The organism is Massilia sp. BSC265 (assembly GCF_000740675.1).
Lineage (GTDB): Bacteria > Pseudomonadota > Gammaproteobacteria > Burkholderiales > Burkholderiaceae_D > Telluria.
The window spans coordinates 229,213-249,468 of sequence record NZ_JPXI01000039.1 but is presented as its reverse complement, the minus strand read 5'-3'; the positions used below and the strand labels follow the sequence as shown (position 1 = coordinate 249,468).

The 20,256-nt window shown below is 67.6% G+C and carries 18 protein-coding genes; 12 read left to right on the top strand and 6 right to left on the bottom strand.

Going from position 1 to position 20,256, the window contains the following annotated elements; genetic code table 11:
• Positions 1 to 1,944: a rhamnogalacturonan lyase gene (locus MA09_RS20000; RefSeq protein WP_229440790.1), complete on the bottom strand. Its 1,944-nt coding sequence runs from the start codon at positions 1,942 to 1,944 to the stop codon at positions 1 to 3.
• A gap of 228 nt (positions 1,945 to 2,172) precedes the next feature.
• Here MA09_RS20000 and lldD point away from each other — a divergent pair, with 228 nt between their 5' ends.
• Both lldD and MA09_RS19990 read left to right on the top strand, forming a co-directional pair.
• Positions 2,173 to 3,306: an FMN-dependent L-lactate dehydrogenase LldD gene (lldD, locus tag MA09_RS19995; protein WP_036252353.1), complete on the top strand. Its 1,134-nt coding sequence runs from the start codon at positions 2,173 to 2,175 to the stop codon at positions 3,304 to 3,306.
• Positions 3,307 to 3,948: 642 nt separating this feature from the next.
• Positions 3,949 to 4,191 carry a hypothetical protein gene (locus MA09_RS19990; RefSeq protein ID WP_036252351.1) on the top strand — a complete coding sequence of 81 codons (243 nt, stop codon included), beginning with the start codon at positions 3,949 to 3,951 and terminating at the stop codon, positions 4,189 to 4,191.
• 120 nt (positions 4,192 to 4,311) lie between these two features.
• Here the strand turns inward: MA09_RS19990 and MA09_RS19985 are convergent, their stop codons facing one another.
• Entirely contained in the window at positions 4,312 to 5,637 is a 1,326-nt protein-coding gene (locus MA09_RS19985) for a DUF3422 family protein (protein WP_036252350.1), read from the bottom strand.
• Between the two features lie 469 nt (positions 5,638 to 6,106).
• On the opposite strand from MA09_RS19985, the gene MA09_RS24915 reads away from it, so the two are divergent.
• Entirely contained in the window at positions 6,107 to 6,277 is a 171-nt protein-coding gene (locus MA09_RS24915) for a hypothetical protein (RefSeq protein ID WP_161783240.1), read from the top strand.
• 159 nt (positions 6,278 to 6,436) lie between these two features.
• Here the strand turns inward: MA09_RS24915 and MA09_RS19975 are convergent, their stop codons facing one another.
• Positions 6,437 to 7,213: a slipin family protein gene (locus tag MA09_RS19975; protein WP_036252346.1), complete on the bottom strand. Its 777-nt coding sequence runs from the start codon at positions 7,211 to 7,213 to the stop codon at positions 6,437 to 6,439.
• Positions 7,210 to 8,679, bottom strand: a complete 1,470-nt coding sequence (locus MA09_RS19970) for a nodulation protein NfeD (protein WP_229440789.1) — start codon at positions 8,677 to 8,679, stop codon at positions 7,210 to 7,212. Before MA09_RS19970 ends, MA09_RS19975 begins: the two co-directional genes overlap by 4 nt.
• Positions 8,680 to 8,853: 174 nt before the next feature.
• Between MA09_RS19970 and MA09_RS19965 the strand changes: the two genes are divergently transcribed.
• The 4 genes from MA09_RS19965 to MA09_RS19950 all read left to right on the top strand — a co-directional run bounded on the left by MA09_RS19965 (position 8,854) and on the right by MA09_RS19950 (position 12,432).
• Positions 8,854 to 10,002, top strand: a complete 1,149-nt coding sequence (locus MA09_RS19965) for a DUF1624 domain-containing protein (RefSeq protein WP_036252344.1) — start codon at positions 8,854 to 8,856, stop codon at positions 10,000 to 10,002.
• Between the two features lie 62 nt (positions 10,003 to 10,064).
• The gene (locus tag MA09_RS19960; RefSeq protein ID WP_036252342.1) at positions 10,065 to 10,775 is read left to right on the top strand and encodes a YjjG family noncanonical pyrimidine nucleotidase; all 711 of its coding nucleotides are present in this window, start codon (positions 10,065 to 10,067) and stop codon (positions 10,773 to 10,775) included.
• Positions 10,776 to 10,874: 99 nt separating this feature from the next.
• Positions 10,875 to 11,291, top strand: coding sequence for a CopG family transcriptional regulator (locus tag MA09_RS19955; RefSeq protein WP_036252340.1), 417 nt, complete (start codon positions 10,875 to 10,877; stop codon positions 11,289 to 11,291).
• A gap of 22 nt (positions 11,292 to 11,313) precedes the next feature.
• Complete coding sequence (locus tag MA09_RS19950) at positions 11,314 to 12,432, top strand: PHB depolymerase family esterase (RefSeq protein ID WP_036252338.1); 1,119 nt, start codon at positions 11,314 to 11,316, stop codon at positions 12,430 to 12,432.
• Here MA09_RS19950 and MA09_RS19945 read toward each other — a convergent pair.
• Positions 12,429 to 13,364 carry a class I SAM-dependent methyltransferase gene (locus MA09_RS19945; protein ID WP_036252336.1) on the bottom strand — a complete coding sequence of 312 codons (936 nt, stop codon included), beginning with the start codon at positions 13,362 to 13,364 and terminating at the stop codon, positions 12,429 to 12,431. The genes MA09_RS19950 and MA09_RS19945 overlap by 4 nt on opposite strands.
• Before the next feature lie 181 nt (positions 13,365 to 13,545).
• Here MA09_RS19945 and MA09_RS19940 point away from each other — a divergent pair, with 181 nt between their 5' ends.
• From MA09_RS19940 to MA09_RS19925, 4 genes are all read left to right on the top strand, one after another.
• Positions 13,546 to 13,731, top strand: coding sequence for a hypothetical protein (locus MA09_RS19940; RefSeq protein WP_036252335.1), 186 nt, complete (start codon positions 13,546 to 13,548; stop codon positions 13,729 to 13,731).
• Positions 13,732 to 13,765: 34 nt separating this feature from the next.
• The gene (locus tag MA09_RS19935) at positions 13,766 to 14,635 is read left to right on the top strand and encodes a neutral zinc metallopeptidase (RefSeq protein ID WP_036252334.1); all 870 of its coding nucleotides are present in this window, start codon (positions 13,766 to 13,768) and stop codon (positions 14,633 to 14,635) included.
• Positions 14,636 to 14,853: 218 nt separating this feature from the next.
• Positions 14,854 to 16,038 carry a zinc-dependent alcohol dehydrogenase gene (locus tag MA09_RS19930; RefSeq protein WP_036252333.1) on the top strand — a complete coding sequence of 395 codons (1,185 nt, stop codon included), beginning with the start codon at positions 14,854 to 14,856 and terminating at the stop codon, positions 16,036 to 16,038.
• Positions 16,039 to 16,048: 10 nt separating this feature from the next.
• Positions 16,049 to 16,681, top strand: coding sequence for a hypothetical protein (locus MA09_RS19925; RefSeq protein ID WP_152594722.1), 633 nt, complete (start codon positions 16,049 to 16,051; stop codon positions 16,679 to 16,681).
• Between the two features lie 55 nt (positions 16,682 to 16,736).
• Here MA09_RS19925 and MA09_RS19920 read toward each other — a convergent pair whose 3' ends face one another.
• Complete coding sequence (locus MA09_RS19920) at positions 16,737 to 17,999, bottom strand: PepSY domain-containing protein (RefSeq protein ID WP_081897710.1); 1,263 nt, start codon at positions 17,997 to 17,999, stop codon at positions 16,737 to 16,739.
• Between the two features lie 103 nt (positions 18,000 to 18,102).
• Between MA09_RS19920 and MA09_RS19915 the strand changes: the two genes are divergently transcribed.
• The gene (locus tag MA09_RS19915) at positions 18,103 to 20,250 is read left to right on the top strand and encodes a TonB-dependent receptor (protein WP_229440788.1); all 2,148 of its coding nucleotides are present in this window, start codon (positions 18,103 to 18,105) and stop codon (positions 20,248 to 20,250) included.
• The last annotated feature ends 6 nt before the right edge of the window (positions 20,251 to 20,256 follow it).

The following is a 20,256-nucleotide window of genomic DNA, read 5'->3' as shown; positions in this document are numbered from 1 at the left end:
TTATCGAGGTTGGGTGCTTGCGTTAGCCTGCGGCGGTGTCATGCCTTCGCCGAGGAAGAAGCTGGGGTGGGGCGGCTGGTTGTAGGCGGCGTTCTGGGCCGCCACCTGCACCCGGTATTGCGTGTCATGCATCAGTGTCGGCAGGCGGTGCGTGGTGGGCACGGTGGTGCTGAACACCAGCAGGGCGTCGTCGGTGTTGCTGCGCCAGACGACTTCCTCGCGCCAGTCGCCGAACAGGTCGGCCGACAACACCGGGTTGGCCTTGGTGCTGTTGTTCGAGGCCGCGTGCAGCGGGGCGGCATCGAGCAGGGTGTCGAGGCGTTGCGTCTGCGGGTTCCATTTCTCGATCTTGGTGCCGTCGAGCGATTCGCGCAGCAGGTCGCCGTCCCACCACAGGCCGAAGTTGAGGGAGCGTGGGCGGACCGTGGAAATCTGGACGCCCTTCGCGTTGTAGAGGCCACCGGCCGGGTTGGTGATGCCGCCGATGGAAGCCCAGCACTCGTTGCCCGGATGGGCGGCGTCGATGTCCATGCAGATGCCGCGGCCGACATCGATGGTGCTCGGGATGCCCCACAGGACCTTGCCGGTGGCGGCGTCGCGCATGGCGCCGCCGTTGCCCTGGTAGCACTTGGGCGACTCGTGCACCATGAAGACCTGCAGGCCGGGCAGGCTCGGGTCGTGCTTGCCCACGTGGAGGGCGTCGCCGTGGCACAGGTTGGACGAGTACATCAGCTTACCGTCGCTGGTGATGGTGGCGGCACCGTAGACGATGTCGTCGCGGCCATCGCCGTCGGTGTCGGCCACCGCCATCCAATGCGCGCCCTGGCCGGCTGCAGCGCCGTTGCCGGGCGTGTCGCTGTCGAATACCCAGCGCTGCGTCAACTTGCCGTCGCGCCAGTCCCAGGCCGCCAGCACGGCGCGCGTGTAGTAGCCGCGCGCGAACACGGCGCTTGGACGCTTGCCGTCGAGGTAGGCCACGCCGCCGAGGAAGCGGTCGACCCGGTTGCCGTTTTCGTCGCCCCAGGCTGCACCATTGCCGCCGCGTGCCGGCAGGTAGCCGGTGGTGGCGAGCGCGGCGCCGCTGCGGCCGTCGAACACGGTCAGGAATTCCGGACCTTCGAGGATGAAGCCCCTGTTGTTACGGTAATCGGCCTTGGCGTCGCCGATGACCCTGCCGGTGCCGTCGACACTGCCGTCGGCCGTCTTCATCATGACTTCCGCGCGCCCGTCGCCGTCGAAGTCGTAGGCGAGGAAGGTGGTGTAGTGGGCGCCGGCGCGGATGTTCCTGCCCAGGTCGATGCGCCACATGAAGCTGCCGTCGAGACGATAGGCGTCGACGTAGGTCGAGCCCGTATGGCCGCTGTGCGAATTGTCCTTCGCATTGGTCGGCTGCCACTTGACCAGCAGCTCGTAGCGGCCGTCGCCATCGAGGTCGGCGGCCGAGCCGTCGTTCACCACATAGCCGTAGGCGACGCCGTCCGGGGTGACGCCATCCGCCGGCTTGCGCAGGGGGATGCTCAGGTAAGCCTGGGGCCAGGCATTCACCGGTCTCGCGTCCGCGCTGCTCTCGAGATTGCCGCGCACGGCCCGCACGCTGTAGGCCGCGCCCGCAGTGGCGCCGTTGTCGACGAAGTTGGTGGCGGCGAGCGGCTGCGGGTTGAGGCGCTTGCCGTCGCGGTAGACGTTGAAGCTGGTGGCCGCGTCTTCCCCGGCCAGCGCGCGCCAGCTGACGAAGTTGCCGCCCTGCGTATGGATTGCGACCACGCCGCGGTCCAGTCTTTCGAGCTGCCTGCCTGCGAGATCGGCAGCGGCAGGCGTCGTGCCTGTGGTGGCACAGGCGGTGCAGGCGAGGGCCAGCATGCCGAGGGCGATGCTGCGCTGCAGCGTGTCATTGTGAGTATTGGAGGCCATGGTGTCCTGGGTGAGGCGTCGAGAATAGCTCATCCGAGTATTCATTTGCCATGCCGACAGTGTCAACAATCGGGGAGTTCCACGGCCCATTTAATCAGTCGCTTGAGCGAATCCCGCGCCGTGTGAATACAGCGCAGGTGCTCATTTGCGCTCATCTGCGCTCAATGCGCTGATCGATGCGCGCCTCCGGCGCAGCGGGATATGGACGCTCACGCGCGTGCCAGCGTAGACTGTACGGATTCGACTCTCACTCGTCAGTACATGATCATTTCGTCCGCCACCGACTTTCGCGAAGCGGCACGCCGCCGGCTGCCACCTTTCCTGTTCCATTACCTCGATGGCGGCGCCGGCGCCGAGCAGACGCTGCGCAGCAACGTCGACGACCTGCAGGCGGTCAAGCTGCGCCAGCGCGTGCTGCGCGGCTCCGAGCAGCTGGACGTGGGCGCGCAGTATTTTGGACAGGATTACGGTCTGCCCATCGCGCTGGCCCCGGTCGGCCTGACCGGCATGTATGCGCGCCGCGGCGAAGTGCAGGCGGTACGCGCGGCCTGCAAGCGCAACATCCCCTTCATCCAGTCCACCGTCTCGGTGTGCCCGCTGGCCGAAGTGGCGGCCCAGGCCTCGAACCCGATCTGGTTCCAGCTCTACGTGTTGAAGGACCGCGGCTTCATGCGCGACGTGATGCGGCGCGCCTGGGAGCTCGGGGCCACCAACCTGGTGTTCACCGTGGACATGCCGGTGCCCGGCGCGCGCTATCGCGATGCGCACAGCGGCATGAGCGGCCCGAACGGGCCGTTGCGGCGCGTGCTGCAGGCCATGATGCATCCGCGCTGGGCCTTCGACGTGGGCGTCTTCGGGCGTCCGCACGATCTCGGGAACATCTCGGCCTACCGCGGCAGCGCCACCGGCCTGGCCGACTACATCGGCTGGCTGGGCGCGAACTTCGACCCGGGCATCGCGTGGAAGGACCTGCAATGGATCCGCGACGAGTGGAAGGGCAAGTTCATCGTCAAGGGCATCCTCGACCCGGAAGATGCGCGCGACGCGCTGGCCTTCGGCGCCGACGGCATCGTCGTGTCGAACCACGGCGGGCGCCAGCTGGATGGGGCGCCGTCCTCGGCCCAGGCCTTGCCTGGCATCGCTGCGCAAGTGAAGGGCAAGCTGGCGATCTTTGCCGACGGCGGGGTGCGCACCGGGACCGACGTGTTCCGCATGCTGGCTCTCGGCGCGGACGGCGTGCTGATCGGACGGGCTTTTGTCTATGCGCTAGCCACCCAAGGGCAGGCCGGCGTGGAGCGGCTGCTGGCGATCATGGAGAAGGACCTGCGCACCAACATGGTCCTGACCGGCGTGCAGTCGGTGCGCGAGATCGGACCGCACCTGCTGGCGAAATAAGGTCTGGAACGTCCAACGGAACCTTCAGGGCAGGGGATGCGGCCTACCGGCGCGCCATCGACGACACGACGCCGGTACGGCGAGACGGTGCAACGCAGCCATGGTGGTTTGTCAGGCGCTCTTGGTCGGTCGGGGCTGCGCGATCATCGATGCGTGGCGGTCCGTGTTTCGGCGAGCGGTCGTGCCGCAGGCCGGAGCGGACGCCGCTCAAGCAGCGTTGCTTGATGCACGCTGCAGCCCAGCGGTGACGACTTCCCGCAGGGCGGCCGCTGCCTCTTTGCCTCGTCCATGGCCGGGAGAACCGTCACTCCCCGCATGCCTTTCGTCGGCGTCCGGCATGGCCTGGAACCAGCTGCACGGCGTTCGCGATGCAGGAAACGCGGCCCGCCGTTCCCGGCCAATCGCGGCAAGCGGATTGGCACGCATCCTCTTATATGGATTTCAACTGGGACATTTTGTCCCAATGTATGGGAATTGCTTTTAAGTAGAATGCCTCGGAACGTGCAACAAGACCGTAGCTGCATGGCATCCCGCTGGCGTTTCGTATGCTTCGAACAAGAAAGAAGCTGTCGACGCAGCGTCTTGCGGTAGTGCTCCTCACGATCGACAGTGTCAAGTAATAGCCTGGAAATACTCAAAATCATGGATTGGTTCCCGATAGTCGCCGGTACGTTCAAGGTCCTCGCCTTATGCACGGGCATGTTCTTCGCCATCAAGTGGCATTACGATCAAGGCAAGAAAAAGAAGGAGAAGGGGAAGGAGAAGCGTGCGCTGCTCCGCGCGGGCGGCATGGTGGCCGCGCTTTTCGTGATATCGCTCCTGGGCCTGGTGCTCGGCACCTTCGTCCTTGCCAGGAGACTCGGTTTGGACTTGACCTTTTCCTGATGGTCGCGGCGGCGATTCCCGGATGCGGCCAGGATCTCCAATGAATCGCCTTTGCGCCGTCGTTCCCAGATGAGCGCCTTCTGACTGCACTCACAACAAGATCGGGTTGGTCAGGCGCTCCTAGTGTCCGCGCCGCCCGATGCGGTGATGCACCCGGCGCTGCGCCAGCCAGACGCCGACGGCGACCACCGGCACCAGGATCCCCAGCGCCAGGTCCGGATTGACGGGCAGCCCGGCCGCCTTGGCCGCCTTGCCCGCGTAGCCGAGCAGTCCCACCAGGTAGTAGGAAATCGCAGCCACCGACAGGCCCTCGACCGCGAGCTGCAGGCGCAGCTGCTGGGCGGCGCGCGCGTTCATCGATTCCAGGATGCGGCGGTTCTGCAGCTCCTGGACGATGCCGACCCGGGTGCGCAGCAGATCGTTGGTGTCGGCGATGCGGCGGCCCAGCGCATCCTGGCGCGCGTTGACCGCCCCGCAGGTGTGCATGGCCGGCGCCAGCCGGCGTTCCATGAATTCTTCCACCGTCGGCGTGCCCTCGATGCGCACTTCGCGCAACTCCTCGATGCGCGCCTTGACGATGCCGAAATAGGCCTTCGAGGCCGAGAAGCGGTAGCCGTTGTCGAGCACCAGCTTTTCCAGGCGCGCGGCCAGCCGCGTGATCTGCTCCAGCAGGCGCTGCTCGTCCTGGGCGCCTTTTTCGACCGGCGCCATGTCGGTCGCTACCATCGCGCTCGCCAGCGCGGACAGCTCCGCCTCGATCTGATCCAGCTCCATGCCGACGGTGCGCGCGGCGGGCAGGCCGAGCAAGGCCATCATGCGGTAGGTTTCGATCTCGAGCACGCGCTGCACCAGGCGTCCGCCCTGCAGGTGGCGCATGCCGTGGTCGCGGATCACGAAACGGCTGAAACCGTCCGACTGGATCGCGAAGTCGGTCCACAGCTCGGCGCCCTGCATGACCGAGGAACCGGCCAGCTGGTTGCGCTCGAACACCGAGGGCAGGCGCGAGGCATCGGCATCGCCCCTGACGAGCGCCACGTGGGCCGCCGCCATCAGGCTGCCTTCCAGGCTGGCCAGCCAGCTGGCGGGCAGGAAGGACAGCGGCACGTGCGAGAAGGCTTCGTGCGGCGCCATGTCGGGCGGCAGCGGCGTGGTCACCGTATAGGTGGCGAACTCGGTGTGGCATTCCCACTTCAGGCGGAAGCTTCCGAAGTCGTAGAAGAAGTGGTTGCTGCCCGGGCCCGGCGCAGCGACGCCGAAGTGCCCGCACAGCTCCCCCAGCAGGCGGTGCTGGGAATGCTGGGCCGGCGGGCCGGCCTGGCCGCCATGGCAGACGGCGAGGTGGGTGATCGCCTCGGGGGCGTCGAGCCGCATGAAAGGGCGCGAGTGCAGCTCGGCCGCGAGCGGGACCCGCAAGGGATGGTTCAGCGATACGTTGAAGTCTCTCACGACGCTTTCCTGATCGAAGGTTGTAATTACTAGTATGTCATTACCTGCCGTTTCGTGCTGTGGGTCAATCTGTTGATGCCGAATACTCAGGGGATTGAGCGGAAACGGGTGGAAATGATCATCCGCCAGTGGTTTTTGCGCACTCGACGAGCGTTTCATCGTTGCGTTCCTGCATAAGCATTGAGTACAGTCAAAATCCACGCCACCCAGCAGGCCAAGGTGCGCGCCGCCGGTGCGCTGGTCGCCAACGGCACCGATTCGCCGCTGGTGGTGCCCGGCATCTCGCTGCATCTGAACATGCGCGGGGCCGCGCTGGTGCAGGGGAACCTGACGGCGCTGTACTCGGTGACGCGCGACGCGGCGCGCGTGGCGCTGGTGGGCGACGACCTCGGTACGGTGGAGAGCGGCAAGCTGGCCGACCTCATCGCCGTGGGCGGCAACCCGCTGGCGGACCTGCGCCGCAGCCGACGTGCGCTTCGTGGTGAAGAACGGCCGGGTGATCACGCAGGCCGAGATCCTGGCCCCGGCGCAGACGCCGGAGCAGCTGGAGGCGCGCCGGCAGGCCCTGGCCGCGCAGGAGAAGCGGTGCCGCGACGAGCCGCATCAGTGCGAAGAGCCGGGCGGAGGCCATGCGCACTAGGTCCGTATCGGGATCGTAGGGTGGTCGGCTGTGCCGGCCGCGCGTTCGACCAGCCCATGGACAGTCGCTGCGTCTGCTCAATGCCGCAGTTGAACGCGCGCACGGCAAAGCGTGATCTGGTCCACCGGACCAGATCGTCCCTACAAGAACCCGCCATTCCTAGCCGGCCTCCTTGCGCGTTCTGGCACCGAGGCCGGCCAGCACGTCGATCGGCAACGGGAACACGATCGTGGACGACTTGTCGCCCGCGATCGCGTTCAGGGTCTGCAGGTAGCGCAGCTGCATCGCGCCGGACTCCTGCGACAGCACGCGGGCGGCCTGCTGCAGCTTTTCCGAGGCCTGCAGCTCGCCTTCGGCGTGGATGACCTTGGCCCGCCGTTCGCGCTCGGCCTCGGCCTGGCGCGCGATGGCGCGCACCATCGATTCGTCGAGGTCCACGTGCTTGATCTCGACGTTGGCGACCTTGATGCCCCAGGCGTCGGTCTGGGCGTCCAGCACCTGCTGGATGTCGACGTTCAGGCGTTCACGCTCGGCGAGCATCTCGTCGAGCTCGTGCTTGCCGAGCACCGATCGCAGGGTGGTCTGGGCGAGCTGGCTGGTCGCCTCCATGTAGTTCGCGACCTGGATGATGGCGCGCTCCGGATCCACCACCCGGAAGTAGAGTACGGCGTTGACCTTGACCGAGACGTTGTCGCGCGAGATCACGTCCTGGGTCGGCACGTCGAGCACGATGGTGCGCAGGTCGACCCTGACCATTTGCTGCAGCACCGGGATGATGATGATCAGTCCCGGCCCCTTGACGCCCCAGAAGCGTCCCAGCTGGAACACGACGCCGCGTTCGTATTCGCGCAGGATGCGGATCGCCGTAGCCAGCAGCGCCAGCACCAGGAAGAAGAGAGCGGCAAGGCCAAGGCCGAATCCGGGAATCGCAATCATGTTGTCTCCTGCTTGGTATCGGTGGGAACGACTTCGAGGATCAGGCCGGAGCGGCCGACGATGCGCACGGTCTGGGCCGGGAGCAGCGGCGTGGCGCTGATCGCATGCCAGAGTTCGCCCTCGACCCTGACCCAGCCCTCGTGCGGCCGCGCGGCGTCATGGCGCTCGACGCTGCACAGTGTGCCGATCATGGCCGCGGCGCCGCTGGCAACGGGACGCCGGCGCGTCTTGAGAGCCAGGTGCGCGGTGCCGAACATGAGCAGCGCGCTGCCCACGGCCAGGGTGACGACCAGGCCGACCGGGATGCCGAAGCCGGGCAGCTCGGTATCGATCAGCATGAGTGCACCCGCAACAAAAGCCGCGATGCCGCCCAGTCCGAGGATGCCGAAGCTGGGCAGGAAGGCTTCTGCCACCATGAAGGCCAGGCCGAGGACGATCAGGGCCAGGCCGGCGTAGTTCACCGGCAGCAGCTGCAGGGCGTAGAGTCCCAGCAGCAGGCAGATCGCCCCGATCACGCCCGGCGCCACCGCGCCCGGGTTCATGAACTCGAACACCAGGCCGTAGAGGCCGACGGTCATGAGGAGCAGGGCGACGCTGGGGTTGCCGATCGCGGCCAGGACATCGGTGCGCCAGTCGGGCGCGAATTCGACCAGCACGGCGCCCTTGGTCTCGAGCCGGCGCGGCTGGCCCGCGACGCTGACGGTGCGCCCGTCCACCTGCGCCAGCAGGGCGGGAATGTCGGGCGCGAGCACGTCGATGACCTGCATCCGCAGGGCTTCCTCGGCGGTGAGGCTGACGGATTCGCGCACGGCGCGCTCGGCCCAGTCGGCATTCCGGCCGCGCAGCTGGGCCAGGCCGCGCAGGTAGGCGGCGGCATCGTTGAGGGCCTTGGCCTGCATGGGCGAAGGCGGGTCCTTCTGGCCGGCCTTGGGAGCGCCCTTGCCGCTATCCTTGTCACTGCTGCCCGGCGGTGGCTGGCCGGCGGGGGCGGGCGGCGTCAGGCCGATCTCGACCGGGGTTGCCGCGCCAACATTGGTGCCTGGCGCCATCGCCGCAATGTGGCTCGCGTACAGCAGGTAGGTGCCGGCGCTGGCCGCGCGCGCGCCGCTGGGGGCGACGTAGGCGGCGACCGGTACCTTCGATGCGAGGATGGCCTTGATCACGGTGCGCATCGAGGTGTCGAGCCCGCCCGGGGTGTCCATCCGGAGCACCAGCAGCCCGTGTCCGAGCGAGGCGGAACGGTCGATGCCGCGAACGACCTGGTCGGCGCTGGCCGGACCAATGGCGCCGTCGATGGTCAGCAGGCCGACGGCGGCAGGCTTGTTGACGGCGCCTGCTGCCGGCAGGGATAGGCCCGCCAGGGCGCCCGCCAGCGCGACCAGAAGCGCTGCCAGGAACGCAACCGGGAACGCAATCGTGAACGGCAGGACGGCGGCCGGGGCCGCGGCGGGCTTGTGGCGCAACACGGTCGCTTCTCCACGTGATGGTTGACCGTCCGCGGACCGGACCGGTCAAGGACTTGGACCGCATTGGGCAGCCGGGTGTTCCCGGGGCCGGCGGGACAAGCTCGAACGGCACTTGAGGCGCTAACGATAATGTATTATCATTAGCGACGTTTAGCGTCCACAGGTTCCCCCATCATGTCCACGACGATGCACCCCGGCGCCCACCAGCGCATCATGGGCATCGACGCCCTGCGCGGCCTCGTGATGGTGTTCATGCTTGCCGACCACGTGCGCGAGACCTTCCTGCTGCACCTGCAGGTGTCCGACCCGATGCTTGTTGCGAGCACTTCCGGCCCGCTGTTCGCGTCGCGCCTGATGGCCCACCTGTGCGCCCCGGTGTTCGTGTTCCTCACCGGCCTGTCCGCCTTCCTGTACGGTGCGCGTCAGCAGGACAGCGCCGGCGCGGCCGCCGGCTTCCTGTGGAAGCGCGGCCTGTTCCTGGTCGCGCTGGAACTCACGGTCATCAACTTCGCCTGGACCGCGAGCTTCCCGCCGAAAGTCATCTACCTGCAGGTGATCTGGGCCATCGGGCTGTCGATGCTGGCGCTGGCGGCCCTGGTGCGCCTGCCGCGCTCGGCCCTGGTCGCGCTCGGGCTGGCGATTGTCGCCGGCCACAACCTGCTCGACCCGCTGCAGTTTGCGCCCGGGCATCCGCTCCACGCCACCTGGGCGGTGCTGCACGATCGCGGCTGGCTGGAGCTGGGCGATACCTTGCGCCTGCGCACCTCCTACCCGGTGCTGCCCTGGATCGGCATCATTTGCCTGGGCTACGCCTGCGGGCCCTGGTTCGGCGCCTCCTTCGGGCCAGGGCGCCGCGCACGCCGGCTGCTCGGGTGGGCGGCGGCGGCGCTGGGGGGCTTCATGCTGCTGCGTGCGGCGAATGCCTACGGCGACCGGCCGTGGACTACCGGCGCCTCGGCGCTTGAAACCGTCATGGGCTTCTTCAACGTCACCAAGTATCCGCCCTCGCTGCAGTTCACGGCGCTGACGCTGGGGATCGGCCTGCTGCTGCTCCTGGTGCTGGAGCGCCGCGCCGGGACCGTGGTGCGCAGGCTGGCGGTACTGGGCGCAGCGCCGATGTTCTTCTACATCGTACACCTGTACGTGCTCAAGCTCCTGTTCCTTGGCGCCGAAGCGGTCGATCCGGATGCGGCCCGCTTCGATGCGGTATGGCCGGTGTGGGTCTCGAGCGCGGTGCTGTGCGTGGCCCTGTATCCGGCGGTGCAGGCCTTCGGGCGGCTCAAGGCGCGGCGGCGCGACCTCGCCTGGCTGAAGTACCTCTAGGGGTAGCCAGCGCCGGGACGTGCTACCATCGAAGATTCCCCGACTACCGCTGGCAGCGCCTGGTGAAACACAGACTGTTCCTCTTCGACCTGGACGACACGCTCCTCGACTTCAAGGCTTCCGAACGCCTTTCTTTCGTGCGCACGATGGGGGAACTCGGCCTGCAGGGCGACATCGAGGCCTTGTTCCAGCAGTACCAGGCGATCAATCTCGCGCTGTGGCGCGAATTCGAAGCGGGGAGGGTGGCGAAAGACGTCCTGAAGGTCGAGCGCTTCCGCCAGACCTTCGTGGCGAACCGGCTCGACCTGGACCCGGGCAGGGCCAGCGTCCTCTACCTCGAGTCCCTGTCCGAGGCGGTGGTGCTGGTGGATGGCGCCCCGGCACTGTGCGAAACCCTGGCCGCGATCGGCGAGGTCGGCGTGATCACCAACGGCGTGCACCACATCCAGCACCAGCGCATCGCCAGTTCGGGGCTGGGCGGTCACATCGCCTTTGTCGCGACCTCGGAAGCCTGCGGCCATGCCAAGCCGGATAGCCGCTTCTTCGAATTCGCCGCCCGGATGGCGCGTGCGCGGCCCTTCGCCAAGCACGAGACCGTCATCGTCGGCGACCGCCTGGATGCCGACATCCTCGGTGCCAATCGCTTCGGCATCGACAGCTGCTGGTTCAATCCAAGCGGCCTGGCCAATGACACCCGGGCGCGCCCCAGCTGCGAGGTCGCCAGCCTGGACCAGGTCGTCCCTGCACTGAGGCAATTGGCACTGGCTGCCTGAGTCTCATCGACGCCACACTGCGCCGGCCGCGCATTTTTTTCCTTGTCGGGACTTGTAATACTCCCGCTATACTCCACATGGAGTATAAGGAGAAGATAAATGCAAGCGACCCCAACCCTGCAGCGCGTTCCCGACAGCGACAAAGTCACCGTCAACGTCGGCCTGGTCGACCTGGCCCAGGTCGACCTGCTGGTCAACGAAGGCTTCTATTCGAACCGGACCGACTTCGTCCGGACCGCCATCCGCAACCAGCTGGTGGCGCATGCCGATGCGCTGCGCCAGATCGTGGTGCGCAAGCGCTACGTGCTCGGGCAGCACCGCTATACCCGCAGGGAGCTGGAGGAGGTGCTCGCCGGCGGCCAGCGCCTCGAAATCCATGTGCTGGGACTGGCCGTGATCGAAGACGAGGTCACGCCGGAACTTGCCGGCGCCGCCATCGCCTCGGTCCAGGTCCTGGGCGCCTTCATCGCGTCGCCCGCCGTCAGGCAGGCGCTGGCGGACCGTATCCATATGTAGTACTCATAGAACAGGAATCCCCATGAAACCCATCGACGAATTCGTGCGCCAGATGCTGGCCTCGGCCGAGCGCGTGCGCGCCGGCGACCCCGGCGCCGCCACCGGCGTCATCCAGCGCGCACTGCAGCAGGCGGGGCTGGTGAGCCCGACAGCTCCCGGCGACGACACCCCCACCATCATCGATATCAATCCGGCGCCCGGCGCGACACAGGCGCAGCCGAAGCCGAAGGCCAAGGTCCGGCCGATGCCGGGCGTGCGCACCGGCTGGAAACGCAAGCCGCATGTGCCCGCCGACCTGGGGCCCGGCCGCTTCATCGAAGGCAGCTTCGCCTGCCCCGAAGGCCGGCGCCGCTACAAGCTGTACGTGCCGGCCCGTGCCGCCGAAGGCCCGCGCCCGCTGGTGGTGATGCTGCACGGCTGCACCCAGGATGCCGGCGACTTCGCGGCCGGCACCGCGATGAACACGGTGGCCGAGGCGCACGGCTGCCTGGTCCTGTATCCCGAACAGGACCGCGGTGCCAACCATTCCAACTGCTGGAACTGGTTCGAACCGGGACAGCAGCGGCGCGGCAGCGGCGAACCGGCGGTCCTGGCCGCCATGACGCGCGAGATCATCGCAGAACATGACGCCGACCCGAGGCGTGTGTACGCGGCGGGCCTGTCGGCGGGCGGGGCGATGGCGGCCATCCTCGGCGCCGAGTATCCGGAGCTGTTCGCCGCCGTCGGCATCCATTCCGGCCTGGCGGCCGGCACCGGCAAGGACATGATCTCGGGCTTGCATGCGATGAAGCATCCCCCGACCCCGGCAACGGCCGGGCAGGGCGTGCCGGTCATCGTGTTCCATGGCGACGCCGACCATGTCGTCCACCAGGGGAACGGGGAAGCGGTGCTGCGCCAGTTCAGCAATGCACATGGGGCAGGCCGCCTGCGGCGCGAGCGCCTGGATGGCGAAGCCGGCGGACGCCGTTTCACCCGCAGCTGCTGGCGCGACGCGAAGGGCCGGCGCATGGCCGAGCACTGGCTGGTGCATGGGGTGGGGCACGCCTGGATCGGCGGCAAGGCGGCCGGTTCGCACACGGACGCCAGCGGGCCCAGCGCGTCAGCGGAAATGCTGGCCTTCTTCCTCGAGCACGGCCGCTAACGCTTGATCGCGTGCAGCCACACTGCCGCGATCCGTTCCGTGTCCTCGTAGCCGGGTTCGCCCAGCTGGCCGCCGAAGATGTCCGGGTCGAGCTCTTCGTAGCTCCAGTGGTCGCATTGGGCGTCCAGGTCCGGGCGGACCGCCTCCAGGAACTCGTCGGCCGCGCCGGCGATTGCCACCCCGGTGTACAGCATCAGGTTGCCGCCCCGGCGCAGCCGTCCCAGGCTTTCCCGGACGATCCGCACCGACAGTTCGGCGCCGCGCATGCCGCCCCCGTGGCGGTAGGGAAGTTCGCTCGGGTCGAGCACGTAGGGCGGGTTCGACACGATCAGGTCGAAGTCGCCGTCCAGGCTGTCGAACAGGTCGCTGTGGCAGGCGTGCAGGTTGGGGAGTTCCGCGAGCCGGGCGTTCACCACCGTCAGCGCCAGCGCGCGCGTATTGATGTCGGCGCCGATCACCTCGGCGTGCGGGAAGTGGTGCGCGATCGCCAGCGCCCCGGCGCCCCCGCCGCAGCCGATGTCGAGCGCCCGCACCGGTCCGGAACCGAGCCAGGGAAAGGCGCGTCCCATGGTGCCCACGAAGCGATACGTGTCCGGTCCGAAGAAAACCGAGTCGTCGTCGTCGGTCGGATAGGCCGAGTGGAACACCAGCAGTTCGCCCAATGTCGAGGCGCGCAGCGTCGAACGCAGCAGGGCGCCGTCGGGTTCCACGATGCCGGCCTCGCGCATCAGCACGAGCAGTTCCGGCGCGACCTCGTCGGCAGCGAAAGGCCGGCTCCAGCCGAAGATGCCGCGCAGGTCCGTGGCCCGTTCGTTGCCGGGCCGGCGGTTGATGCGGCGGTGCGTGGACGGGGTGACCGTGATGAAACGGTAGTCGTGGTCGCGCAGGTAGCGGCCTACGGCGACGAGGGCATTGGCGTGTGGGCTTGTCATGACTGTGAGCATCGCACGCCGGCAAGGGCGACGCTGTGCGCCAGCTAACGCAGATCGCCGCCTTGGTGACCGGAAATTTCCACGGCTATGTGAATATCCGAACAGTGCGCAGCCGGGTGGCCGGCCATACTCGGTTGCAGGAACGTTGTTCGGGTCGGCTTGTCGTTCAGGGGAGACGGAAATGGCGAACAGGGGCAGTAAGGAAGCGGCGGGACGGCTGGAGCGCGAGATCGCACGCGAGCGCCACGAGCGCGCGCTGCACGACGAGGCGCGGGGCGGACTGGCGCCGCTGGAAGAGGAGTTCCGCCTGAAGGATGCGCGCGAGCGCGCCGACACGGGCACGTTCAGGCGTCATCCCGCACGCTGATCCGTCGGCGACGCACACACGAGGAGGGCAGGCCATGAAATGGGAAGGCGATCGGCAGAGCAATAACGTGGAGGACCGCCGCGGTGGAGGCAGAGGCGGCTTCGGCGGCTTCGGCGGCAAGTCCGTCGGCATCGGCACGATCGTCATTGCACTGATCGGCAGTGTCTTCTTCGGCATCGACCCGGGCGTGTTCCTCGGCGGCGGGGGCGGGCCGGTGCCCGTGCAGCAAGGCCCGCAAGGACCGCAGGGGGCGCCTGCGAACGACCGCGAAACCCAGTTCGTCAGGACCACGCTGGCCTATACGGAAGATGCCTGGGCCCAGATCTTCGCCGCCCAGGGCGCCCAGTACCAGCCGACCACGCTGGTACTGTTCGAGGGCGCTACCCGGACCGCCTGCGGCACCGGGCGCAGCGCCACCGGCCCCTTCTATTGCCCGGCCGACCGCAAAGTCTACATCGACCTGAGCTTCTTCCGCCTGATGCAGCAGCGCTTCAACGTGGCCGGCGAGTTCGCGCAAGCCTATGTGATTGCGCACGAGGTCGGCCACCACGTCCAGAACCTGCTCGGCGTGTCCGGCCAGGTCCATCACGCCCAGCAGCGCGTTTCCGAAAGGGAAGGCAATGCCCTGTCGGTGCGCCTCGAGCTGCAGGCCGATTGCTTTGCCGGCGTCTGGGCCAACCGCACCAACCAGCGCGAACAGATCCTGGAAGCCGGCGACGTCGAGACCGCCCTGGCAGCGGCGGCCGCGATCGGCGACGACGCCCTGCAGCGCCAGTCGCAAGGCACGGTGGTGCCGGACTCGTTCACCCACGGCAGCTCGGCCCAGCGGGCGCGCTGGTTCTCGCGCGGCTTGGAGAGCGGCAGCGTCGAGCAGTGCAACACCTTCGAGGCGCGGCAGTTGTAGGGTGGCCGGGACGAGGAGCGCCCACCCTACGAAAATCCGGTCGCTTGTAGGACTAGCGCCCGTCGAGCTGCGGTCGCACCGGAAAGCCCGTCAAAACGCCCCGTTCGTTTCCGTGCGCGTATCGCAATTCTTGGTGTTTTGACATAACGTGTTCCCACCATGCCCGCCGAGCCGGCGGGCGCCGTCAACCCCGTTGTGAACATCATCGAGGAGGAGTTATGCTGGCAATGAACTACCGCGGGCCCTACCGCGTCCGCGCCGATCACAAGCCCGACCCCGTCATCGAGCACCCGGGCGACGCCATCGTGCGCGTTACCCGGTCCTGCATCTGCGGTTCGGACTTGCACCTGTACCATGGCATGGTGCCCGACACCCGTGTCGGCCATACCTTTGGTCACGAGTTCATCGGCGTGGTCGAAGACGTCGGCTCCGGTGTGCACAACCTGAAGGTCGGCGACCGCGTGCTGGTGCCCTTCAACCTGTTCTGCGGTTCCTGCTTCTTCTGCCAGCGCGAGCTGTTCGGCAACTGCCACAACACCAACCCCGAAGCGACCGCGGTCGGCGCCATCTACGGCTACTCGCACACGGCGGGCGGCTACGACGGTGGCCAGGCCGAGTTCGTGCGCGTGCCGATGGCCGACGTCGGTCCCTACGTGATCCCCGACGACATCCACGACGACGACGCCGTCCTGCTGACCGATGCGCTCCCCACCGGCTACCAGGCGGCCGAGATGGGCGACATCCAGGAAGGCGACACCGTGGTGGTATTCGGCGCCGGCCCGGTCGGCATCTTCGCCGCCAAGTCGGCCTGGCTGATGGGCGCCGGGCGCGTGATCGTGGTCGACTGCGTCGACTACCGCCTCGAGTTCGTCAAGCGCTACGCCCAGTGCGAGGTCGTGAACTTCCTCGAGGTGAACGACATGGCCCTGCACATCAAGAAGATGACCGACTGGATGGGCGCCGACGTCTGCATCGACGCGGTCGGCGGTGACGCCTCCGGCAACATCAGCCAGACCATCACCGGGCGCCTCATGAAGATCCAGGGCGGCGCGGCCACGGTGCTGCACTGGTGCATCAACTCGGTGCGCAAGGGCGGCAACGTGTCGATCGTCGGCGTCTATGGACCGACCACCAACATGGTCCCGATCGGCAACGCGCTCAACAAGGGCCTGACCCTGCGCATGAACCAGGCCAGCGTCAAGCGCCACCTGCCGCGCCTGATCGAGCACATCCGCGCCGGCCACATCGATCCGAAGCAGATCATCACCCACCGCATTCCGCTCGAGGAAGTTGCGGATGCCTACCACATCTTCTCCAGCAAGCTGGACAACTGCATCAAGCCGATCCTGATCCCGCCGAGCGCCAACCAGGTGCGCGCGGTGTCGGCCACTGCCGCGCATTGAGGAGCGAAACATGGAACCACGCAAGGAAGACAGCGGCCACCATCATCACCACGGCCACGACCACGGCCACGGCCACCTGCAAATGCATCCGTCCCAGGGCCACCTGGAACCGCGCCGTCCGTCGCGCGAGGAACTCTCGCACATCCAGGGCTGGGGCGCCGACCTCGACCGCAAGAACCGGCCGGCCGTGCCGATGGAGCGCACCCCGCCGCGCTTCATCGACGCCAAGCCGGGCGACCCGCCGCAGCAGCCGGAAACGGTCGAGGTGCTGGTCTCGCCCGAGCGCCCCGGCATCACGCCGATCTTCGGCACCGCCCAGCCGCCGTCCGGACTGTCGGGCATGATCCGGCGCCTGGCCTTCAAGTCCACCGAGAACGACCTGCGGCACTGGATGCTCCTGCTGCTGGCCGACCGCGTCAACGTGGTCGAAGGCGTCGTCGAGGACCTGGCGCGCGGGCACGTCCCGAACATCCTCGGCGAGATGGGCATCAAGTCCGAAATGAAGCACAACCCGGCCGGGCTGGCGAAGAAGGTGGCGATCACCGCCGCCGTGGTCGGTGCGGCGGTCTACCTGATGAAGCGGAGCGACCGCGACCAGGTGGGTTACGAAGGCGACCGCTACGGCAAACGTTATTACCGCTGAGATTCGCCCACTCGGCCGCATGGGCAGCAGGGCCGGGCGGGCCTGCTGCCTGCGCCTAACCGTAGCGTGGGTCGTGCACCACGGGTGAGGTTCCGCTCTTCGCCATGTTCGATACTGGTGCGGGTTCGGGGCGGGGCGCCGCAGCTACGGCGGGCGCCTTGCGCTTGGCCGGCTTGCGGCGGAACTTGATCCAGACTACCAGGCCGGTGACGAAGAACAGCAGGGGCATCACGCCGACCACGCTGATCAGGATGCGGCCGGCCGTACCGAAGGCTTCGCCGGTATGCAGTGGGAACAGGGTGCTGACGAACCAGTCGCCGCCGCGCGCCGTGAGCGGATCGATGGCGCGCAGCACGGCGCCGCTGCCAGCGTCCACGCTCACGCGCGTGGCGCCCGCGCCATGGCGCAGCTCGCCCGGTTGTCGCACCCGCACCTCGTAGGGCTGCTCCGGTTTGCCCGGGATGCCGATGCGCGACACCCGGCCCTCCGGGTAGCGCGCCTGCGCCGCCGCCATCGCCGCCCCCGCATCGATGCGCGGCGCGTCCTTCGGGCTGGCATTGACCGCCTTGTCGTTCTTGCTGAGCGGGGCGACGGCGCGGATGGCCGGCGTCACCCAGTCCGGCGCATTGAAGTACACCCCCGAAAAGGCCAGCACCAGCAGCACCGGCGCCGTATAGAAACCGGCCGCGCGGTGCAGCTGGAAGTTGAACTTGGGCCAATTGCTGCCGCGCCGCACCGAGATCGCATGCCAGAAGGCAGACAAGGTCATCTTCGGCCACCACACCACGATGCCCGTCAGGGTGAGCAGCATCAATGCCACGCCCTGCACGGCAATGACCACCTTGCCGCCTTCGCCCGCCATCAGGTAGCGGTGCAGGTGGAACAAGGTCGGCATCAGGAGCGGCCGCGACAGGCCTGCCTCTCCCCAGTTGCGTTCGCCCAGGACCGCCAGGGTGGCCGGGTCGACCATGACCTGGCGCGTCACGCCCTGCGTCCAGCTTGATTCCGGTTTCCCGGGCCGGTACCAGGCGACGTACACGTCCCCATGCACTTCCGGCAGGAATAGCGTGTCGGGCCGGCCATAGCTCGGATCGCCCGCGAGGCGTGCCATGACCGCCGCCACCTGGGCCGGGGCAGGGCGCGCTTCGAGGCCTGCAACGGCGCCGGCGGGCGGGGCCACGCGCAGCAGTCCCGGATTGAGCCAGGCGTCGAGTTCATGGCGCCAGCCGATGACGGTGCCGGTAAGCCCTTGCAGGACCAGGATGGTGCCGAAGATCAGGCCGGCCCAGAGGTGAACGGTGCGGATGAGCGGTTTCATAAATGGAATGATAACCGAAATGAGAATGATTCTCGATCTTGCGTCCTTACATGATAACGATTATCATTTCGGCAGTCCTGCTGAGTGAATGTATTGAATTTCCATGAATAAAAATAATCCGATCAAGCCGATCACCGCTGCCGTCGCCGTCGCATGCATGCTGATGGCCATGTCCCATGTCGCCGCCCAAGAGCAAAAGCCGGAAGAGGAGCATGAACTCGCGTCGGTCGTCGTCACCGCCACCCGCACCGCCAAGGCCGTCGACAAGATCCCGGGCGCGGTCTCGGTGATCACCCAGCAGGAGCTGGCGACCCAGTACCTGATCGCCGACGATCCTTCGCAGGCCCTGGCCACCTATGTCCCGGGCTATGCGCCGAGCCGCCAGAAAATGACCTCGACCGGCGAATCGCTGCGCGGCCGCCAGCCGCTGATCCTGTTCGACGGCATCCCGCAATCGAACCCGCTGCGCGCCGGCATGCGCGAAGGCTACTTTGCCGACAGCGCCATCATCGAACGCATCGAAGTCATCAACGGCGCCTCGGCCATGCAGGGCATGGGCGCGACCGGCGGCATCATCAACTACATCACCAAGACCCCACGGAAGGAAGGAACAAGCTACGCCCTCAACACCCGCTTCGCGAGCCAGTTCGAATCCGACAGCCTGGACTGGAAGACCGGCCTCACGGTGACGCACAAATCGGGCGACTTCGACATGCTGGCCTATGCCAGCGTGCAGCGCCGCGGCATGGGCTACGACGGCAGCGGCCGCCGTCTGGGCATCGATGCGGTGCAGGGCGACACCATGGATTCGCACGGCAATGACCTGTTCCTGAAGATCGGCAAGACCTTCGGGGAGCAGCGCCTGCAATTGACCCTGAACCGCTTCGACCTGGCCGGCGACGGCGACTACCGCAGCGTGCCGGGCAACCTGGCCCGGGGCTTGCCGACCAGCTCCACACCCGGCACCCCGATTGGCATGCCGCCGCGCAACAAGGTGCGTAGCGCCAGCCTCGACTACCGCCACAACGGCGTCGCCGGCGGCAGCCTGGCCGTGCAGCTGTTCGGCCACAAGTTCTCGGCGCTGTACGGCGCCACCAATACCTCCACCTTCCAGGACCGGGCCATCGCCCCCGCCGGCACCCTGTGGGACCAGTCCCAGGTGGTGACGGACAAGCGCGGCGCTCGCGTCACCTGGGCGCGGCCGGACCTGTGGGTAGAAGGCCTGGAACTGACGGCCGGGGTCGACTGGCTGCAGGACAACCCCCAGCAGCGCCTGGCCGGCACTGGCCGCACCTGGGTGCCGGAGCTGAAGTTCCGTTCGCTGGCGCCGTTCACCCAGCTCGAATACGAATTCGGCCCGGTGACGGTGCGCGGCGGCCTGCGCTACGAAGACGCCAAGCTGGACGTCGACACCTATACCACCCTGGCCGCCTACGGCAGCCGCCGGGTGCAGGGCGGTTCGGCCGAATTCTCGAAAGCGGTGAAGAATGTCGGCGCCGTGTGGCGTTTCGCACCGGGCTGGTCGGCCTTCGCCGGCAGCTCGGAAGGCTTCGGCCTGCCGGACGCCGGCCTGGTGCTGCGCGGCGTGTCCGTGCCGAACCAGTCGGTCTCCAACCTGATCAGTCTGCAGCCCATCGTCACCCGCAACAACGAGGTCGGCATCAACTGGCGCGGTACCAAGGGCCAGTTCGGCCTGTCGCGCTACGATTCGCGCTCCAAGCTCGGCAGCGTGATCCGCATTACCTCGGCCGGCATCGGCCTGGTCGAGCGCGTGCCGACCACGGTCAAGGGCTGGGAAGCGAATGCCGAATGGCGTCCGTCCAAGGATTGGAGCGTGTTCGGCACCTGGGCCACCACCGACGGCAAGACCGCCGCCACGCAAGGCGCCCCGATGGACCTCGACCTGGGTGCCCGTTCGCAGGGCCCGGACAAGGCCGTACTGGGCGCCAACTGGAAGGTCCAATCCCAGGCCCAGCTGCGCCTGCAGGCCACCCACCTGCGCGACCGCGACATCAACATCGGCCGCCGCGTCGGCACCAGCAACCTGGAAGAGCATTTCAAGGGCTACACCCTGGTCGATGCCGCAGCGACCTGGGACACCGCCTACGGCCGCTTCGGTCTGAGCGTCGAGAACCTGTTCGACAAGTACTACGTCGGTTACTACTCGCAGTCGGCATCCAGCGTGGACGTGAACGCCACCTACGCCGGCCGCGGCCGTACGCTGGCGTTGAGCTGGAACCGCGGTTTTTGAGGTCGA